The organism is Demequina sp. (genome assembly GCF_016278775.1).
Lineage (GTDB): Bacteria > Actinomycetota > Actinomycetes > Actinomycetales > Demequinaceae > Demequina.
In genome coordinates, this window is sequence record NZ_JADQBF010000079.1 from 1 (window position 1) to 5,864 (window position 5,864).

The window sequence follows — 5,864 nt, forward strand, 5'->3', positions numbered from 1 at the left end:
CCAGGGTCAGGATCGTTCCGCCCGAAACGCCCGCGACCCACATGACCAACGCGGCCACGGCGATCCCCAGGTACAACTTCGTGGACAGACTTTTCAGTGACATCTCGATTACCTCCACATCATGGCGCTCATGCGCGCACCGTCTAGATCCGATCAGTGTGCGGACCTCAAGTGAAGACGGGACAGCACGGCGGATCAATTTTCGATGTGGAGGTGCTTGGAGGCCACGCGCACATGGCCACTTCGCGTAGAGCGGCACGCCGCATTCGCATAGCCTTGTGCTTCAACTGGTGATCGAGGAGGACTCATGGCTGGCGGTCTAGTGGCGTTGCTCGATGACATCGCAGCGCTCGCGAAGCTTGCCGCGGCGTCCGTCGACGACATCGGGGTCGCGGCGAGCCGCGCGAGTGTCAAGGCTGCCGGTGTGGTGATCGACGACACCGCGGTGACGCCCCGTTACCTCCACGGCTTCACGTCGGCGCGCGAGTTGCCCATCGTCCGGCGGATCGCGATCGGTTCTTTGCGCAACAAGTTGGTGTTCATCCTTCCCGCCGCGCTGCTTCTCAGCCAGTTTCTCCCGTGGCTCCTCACGCCCATACTGATGGTGGGTGGCACGTATCTCGCCTTCGAGGGTGCGGAGAAGCTCTACGAACTGGTCACCGGTCACGCCAAGGACAAGCGCGAGGTACCAGCGGCGGTCCAAGGCGTCGACGTGGAGAAGACGATGGTGGCCAGCGCGATTCGCACCGACTTCATCCTCTCCACAGAGATCATGGTGATCGCGCTCAACGAAGTCGCGGACGAGCCACTGGTGTCGAGGGCCATCATTCTTGCGGTGGTGGCTGTCGTCATTACAGCCATCGTGTACGGCGTTGTCGCGCTCATCGTGAAGATGGATGACGTGGGGCTGTATTTGGCGGAGAAGCGGACCGGGGCGTCCGCAGCCTTCGGTCGAGCGCTCGTCCTCGCGATGCCCAAGTTCCTCGCGGTGCTGTCCACGGTGGGGATCATCGCCATGTTGTGGGTCGGAGGGCACATCCTGCTCGTCGGACTGGACGAGTTGGGTTGGGTAGCGCCCTACGAACTCGTCCACAGCGCCGAGGAGGCCGTGCATGACATCGCCGGCATCGGCGGCTTCTTGGGATGGCTCGCGAACACGCTTGCCTCCGCGATGGTGGGCGCGCTCGTCGGCTCGGTTGTCGTCACGGTGTTTCACTTGGTGCAGCGCCTGCGGAGGAATCGCGCCGACGCCGTGGACGCCCACTGACCCGCACGGAGGGCCTAGCGCGTCGCGACGCACCCCTCAATGTGATCGTCCACCAGGCCGCACGCCTGCATCGCGGCGTACATGGTGGTCGGTCCCACGAAGACGAACCCTGCCTTCTTAAGTTCCTTGGTGAGCGCCGCCGATTCTGCGGAGTAAGCGGGCACGTCCTCCCAGCCGCGCGGACGGGTTTCCCGTGCGGCGGGGGCGTGCGACCAGAACAGTTCGTCGAGCGATCCGCCGGCTTCCTGAAGCGCGACCACGGCCCGTGCGTTGGTGATGGCGGCGTTGATCTTGAGGCGGTTGCGCACGATGCCAGCGTCGGCGAGCAGTCGTTCCACGTCGTCGTCCCCAAAGGCCGCGACGGCGGCCGGCTCGAATCCGCAGAAGGCGGCGCGGAAGTTGTCGCGCTTGCGCAGGATGGTCAGCCACGACAGCCCGGACTGCATTCCCTCGAGCACGATGCGTTCGTACAAGGCAGCGTCGCCGTGGACGGGCACCCCCCATTCGGAGTCGTGATACTCCTCGTACAGCGGGTCTCCGTTGCCAAAGCAGCGGGTGAGGTCGTTCGGTTCCGTGATCATGACTCCAGTCTGGCGGGAGGGACCGACGCTCGGCACCCCGAGGCGCGGTGTGGGGGACAGCGCCCCCCGCGCCTGCCTGGGCACGACGCTGCGTGCTCGCGCTAGTCTTGCCACGCCATGACGATCCGTGACCTTCTCGCCTCACAGCACACGACGCTGTCGTACGAGCTCTTTCCGCCCCGCAGCCCCGCGGCCGAGGCGACGCTCGAGGCCACCATGGAGGTGCTCGCGAGCACGCGGCCTGACTTCGTGTCGATTACGTACGGCGCCTCGGGTTCCACGCGCTCGACCAGCCGCGGCGTGGTGCAGCGCCTGGCCGAGGCGCACACCATTCCGCCGCTTGCTCACCTCACCTGCGTCGATCAGAGCCGGGCGGAGCTTGTGGCCGTGATCGAGGAGTACTTGGGAGAGGGCGTGCAGGACTTCCTGGCGCTGCGCGGCGACCCACCCAAGGGACAAGTCGACTGGAGTCCGCACCCTGACGGGCTGCTGTACGCCTCCGAACTGGTCGCACTGTTGCGCGAGGTCGCGGCAGCGCACGGCATCGACATCAGCATCGGCGTTACCGCATTCCCCGCCCAACACGCGCTCGACCAGTGGCGCCAGCAGGGCCTCGACGTGTTGCGCGCCAAGCAAGACGCTGGTGCGGACTTCGCCATCACCCAGGTGTTCTATGAGGTGGCCCACTATGAGGCGCTCGTGCGGGATGCCGCCGCAGAGGGCATCGGCCTGCCGATCGTTCCGGAGGTGATGCCGCTCGTGTCCGTGAGGCGCGCCTACCGCGCGGCGGAGCTCACGGGAGTCCCCACCCCTGGCGAGTTGGTGGCGGCCCTCGAGGCGGCCGAGGACGATGCGGCGGCGCTCGCGGCAGGAGTGGCCCACGCGGCGCAACTATCGGCCGACCTGGTCGAGGCTGGGGCGCCCGGAATCCACATCATCACCTTCAACAAGCACGAGGCAGCGCTTGCGCTTGTGGAAGCGCTGGGTCTGCGGTAACTTCCGGCCGCGTCATTCCACGTGCGGCCTGACCGAAGTCACAGCCTGCCAGCGGCGGGCCCTGCTCATTCCGTCTGGCGGGCCGCGAGCACGGCTGAGGCTGTGACTTAGGTCAGGCGAGCGGTGAGCCAGCGCGCGGATGGGCGTTCCGCCACTCGCAACTCCGTGGTGGCTGAGCCTCCATCACGCAGCGCTGAGCCTAGTGCGGGGTGGGGCGACGTCGGTTGACCGAGATGAAGGTGGCTCCGAGCGCGATCAGAAGGAGGGCGAGGACCCCGGGCACAGCGGACGTGAACCCGGTGTTGGCCAGGTTGCCCCCGATCCCGGCCGTTGCGGACACCACCGCCGACGCCGCTCCGACACCAACCGCGTTGGACGCAATCACGCGGAACTCATAGCTCGTGCCGTTGGTGAGGCCAGTCACGTTCGCCGAGGTAGCGGTTCCTGCAGACAGAGAGCTCCACGCGCCGGTGCCTGAGACCCTGTACTCGACGGTGTACCCGGTGATGGGGCTGCCACCGTCCGATGCTGGCGCCGCCCAGGTCACCCGCACCGACGACTCACCCCCGGTGGCGGTCACGGCAGCGGGGGCGTCGGGTGCGCCAAGGTACGTGATCACAGACACGGAGTCGTCGAGGTAGTTGGTGACGTAGGCGGTGGTGCCGTCGGGGCTGACGGTCACGGAGTATGGGGTATCGCCGACGGGGATGGTGGTGGTGACGGTGTGGGTGGTGGTGTCGATCACCGAGACGGTGTTGTCGAGGAAGTTGGTGACGTAGGCGGTGGTGCCGTCGGGGCTGACGGTCACGGAGTATGGGGTATCGCCGACGGGGATGGTGGTGGTGACGGTGTGGGTGGTGGTGTCGATCACTGACACCGTGTCGGCAGAGAAGTTGGCGGTGTAGGCGGTGGTGCCGTCGGGGCTGACGGTCACGGACTGCGGGGAGTTGCCGACGGGGATGGTGGTGGTGACGGTGTGGGTGGTGGTGTCGATCACTGACACCGTGTCGGCAGAGAAGTTGGCGGTGTAGGCGGTGGTGCCGTCGGGGCTGACGGTCACGGACTGCGGGGAGTTGCCGACGGGGATGGTGGTGGTGACGGTGTGGGTGGTGGTGTCGATCACTGACACCGTGTCGGCAGAGAAGTTGGCGGTGTAGGCGGTGGTGCCGTCGGGGCTGACGGTCACCGACAGCGGGCTGTTGCCGAGGGCGATGGTGTCGGTGACCGTGTTCGTGGCGGTGTCGATTATCGAGACGGTGTTGGCCAAGATGTTGGCGGCGTAGGCGGTGGTGCCGTCGGGGCTGACGGCCACCGACAACGGGCCGTTGCCGACGGGGATGGTGGTGGTGACGGTGTGGGTGGTGGTGTCGATCACTGACACCGTGTCGGCAGAGAAGTTGGCGGTGTAGGCGGTGGTGCCGTCGGGGCTGACGGCGGCGTCCCGCGGAGCGTCGCCAACACTAATGGTGGCGGTCACCGTATTGGGACTGGGTACATCCACGGGTGTCACTGGCACGGCAGTTGAACTCGCTGAGGTGCCGTCGGCATTGGTCGCGGTGACCGTCACCGCGTAGTCGGTGCCGTTGGCCAGGTTGCCGACGGTGCGACCAGTGGTCGCAGGCCCGGAGGTCACGGTGGCGACCGTGGTCGCGCCGTCGTTCACCGTCACGGTGTACCCGGTGATGGGGCTGCCACCGTCCGATGCCGGCGCCGCCCAGGTCACCCACACCGACGACTCGCCAGCGGTGGCTGTCACGCCAGTGGGGGCGTCGGGCGCCGCGGCGAACGCGGGGGGCGCCGCCGTCCCGATGAATGCGGCTGTCACGGCCGTGATGAAAGCGATCATCTTGGCGGCTCTAGCCACGCGGGCACGTAGGGGAGTCGCCAGGCTTGCCAATGCGTCCCCAAAGAGGGGTGCTTCCAGAGCGGGGTTCACGGACCACACCCTACAATTGCCGTTGTACCAGGGCAACCCCTTGTCAAGGGACTTCTGTCCCGACGAGCCCGACGGCTGTCCCGGCCCATCGCGCTCCACTCGCCGTGCCACCATGGGTGCCATGGCACGCGACATCTCTCCCCGTTCAGTGACGCTTACGCGCGACGCGCTCGGCGTCTACACCGCCACCAACGAGGCGGGCGCGACGCTTCAATTTGGGCGTGGCGACGGCCTGCTCGGTCCCGTCGAGCTGCTCCTCGCCGCCTTGGCTGGCTGCTCAAGCATCGACGTGGACATGATGACGACGCGTCGCGCCGAGCCCGATCGTTTCGAAGTGACCGCCCGCGCGGATCAAGTGCGCGACGATGAGGCTGGCAACATCCTCGAAAACATCGAGGTGTTGTTCGATCTCGCTTTCCCAGCGGGAGAGGACGGCGACAAGGCGAGGGCACGCGTAGCGTCGGCGTTGAAGGCTTCACATGACAAACTCTGCACCGTGTCTCGGACGCTTGAGGCGCCCAGCCCCGTCACGATCGTCGAGCGGGGCTAGGCCCGCATTGGCCCGCACCGTGCGCGCCCGCTAGACTGTGCGGCGCTGTCTCGGCGCCGGTACGGGCGTCGACCAAGCGCAATGGCGAGCCCGCCGCGCATGCACCCATTTGAGGAACCATGTCTGACGTCACCCCCGCGCCCTTTCCCACCGGCACCATCCTTGGCTACCCGCGCATCGGCGCGAATCGCGAGCTGAAGAAGGCACTCGAGTCCTTCTGGAAGGGCGCCTCTACCGAAGCCGATCTCGAGGCCTCCGCAGCACAGTTGCGCGCCGTCACGCGTGAGCGACTCGCGGCCCTTGGCCTGGGCGCCACCACGAGCGCCATCCCCTCGAACTTCTCGTTCTATGACCACATGCTCGATGCCGCGGTGACCTTCGGAGCCATCCCCAAGCGCTTCGCGGACCTGCGTGGCGACGACGGCTCTGTCGACCTGGCCGCCTATTCGACCATCGCGCGCGGCGAGGGTGACAAGGCTCCGCTCGAGATGACCAAGTGGTTCGACTCGAACTACCACTACCTGGTTCCGGAGA

Annotated in this window: 5 protein-coding genes and 1 pseudogene; 4 read left to right on the forward strand and 2 right to left on the reverse strand. The window is 66.8% G+C overall.

All coding sequences use genetic code 11. From position 1 onward, the window contains the following. Positions 1–307: 307 nt before the first annotated feature. Positions 308–1,267: a DUF808 domain-containing protein gene (locus QZZ33_RS09205; RefSeq protein WP_291379609.1), complete on the forward strand. Its 960-nt coding sequence runs from the start codon at positions 308–310 to the stop codon at positions 1,265–1,267. 14 nt (positions 1,268–1,281) lie between these two features. On the opposite strand, the gene QZZ33_RS09210 is transcribed toward QZZ33_RS09205, so the two are convergent. Continuing rightward, positions 1,282–1,848: a DNA-3-methyladenine glycosylase I gene (locus QZZ33_RS09210; RefSeq protein WP_291379610.1), complete on the reverse strand. Its 567-nt coding sequence runs from the start codon at positions 1,846–1,848 to the stop codon at positions 1,282–1,284. A 117-nt stretch (positions 1,849–1,965) separates the two neighbouring features. Between QZZ33_RS09210 and QZZ33_RS09215 the strand changes: the two genes are divergently transcribed. Continuing rightward, on the forward strand, positions 1,966–2,844 hold the full coding sequence (locus QZZ33_RS09215) for a methylenetetrahydrofolate reductase (RefSeq protein ID WP_291379611.1): 879 nt from the start codon (positions 1,966–1,968) through the stop codon (positions 2,842–2,844). Positions 2,845–3,043: 199 nt separating this feature from the next. Here QZZ33_RS09215 and QZZ33_RS09220 read toward each other — a convergent pair whose 3' ends face one another. Further along, positions 3,044–4,708, reverse strand: coding sequence for a fibronectin type III domain-containing protein (locus tag QZZ33_RS09220; protein ID WP_291379613.1), 1,665 nt, complete (start codon positions 4,706–4,708; stop codon positions 3,044–3,046). Positions 4,709–4,901: 193 nt separating this feature from the next. Here QZZ33_RS09220 and QZZ33_RS09225 point away from each other — a divergent pair, with 193 nt between their 5' ends. Continuing rightward, on the forward strand, positions 4,902–5,330 hold the full coding sequence (locus tag QZZ33_RS09225; RefSeq protein WP_291379615.1) for an OsmC family protein: 429 nt from the start codon (positions 4,902–4,904) through the stop codon (positions 5,328–5,330). A gap of 119 nt (positions 5,331–5,449) precedes the next feature. Further along, positions 5,450–5,864, forward strand: a pseudogene (locus tag QZZ33_RS09230) (5-methyltetrahydropteroyltriglutamate--homocysteine S-methyltransferase); the annotation flags it as partial.

What these genes read in the sequence shown, in the direction of transcription:
- QZZ33_RS09205 (WP_291379609.1), top strand. Translation starts at nt 308, where the DNA reads ATGGCTGGCGGTCTAGTGGCGTTGCTCGATGACATCGCAGCGCTCGCG.
- QZZ33_RS09210 (WP_291379610.1), bottom strand. Translation starts at nt 1,848, where the DNA reads ATGATCACGGAACCGAACGACCTCACCCGCTGCTTTGGCAACGGAGAC.
- QZZ33_RS09215 (WP_291379611.1), top strand. Translation starts at nt 1,966, where the DNA reads ATGACGATCCGTGACCTTCTCGCCTCACAGCACACGACGCTGTCGTAC.
- QZZ33_RS09225 (WP_291379615.1), top strand. Translation starts at nt 4,902, where the DNA reads ATGGCACGCGACATCTCTCCCCGTTCAGTGACGCTTACGCGCGACGCG.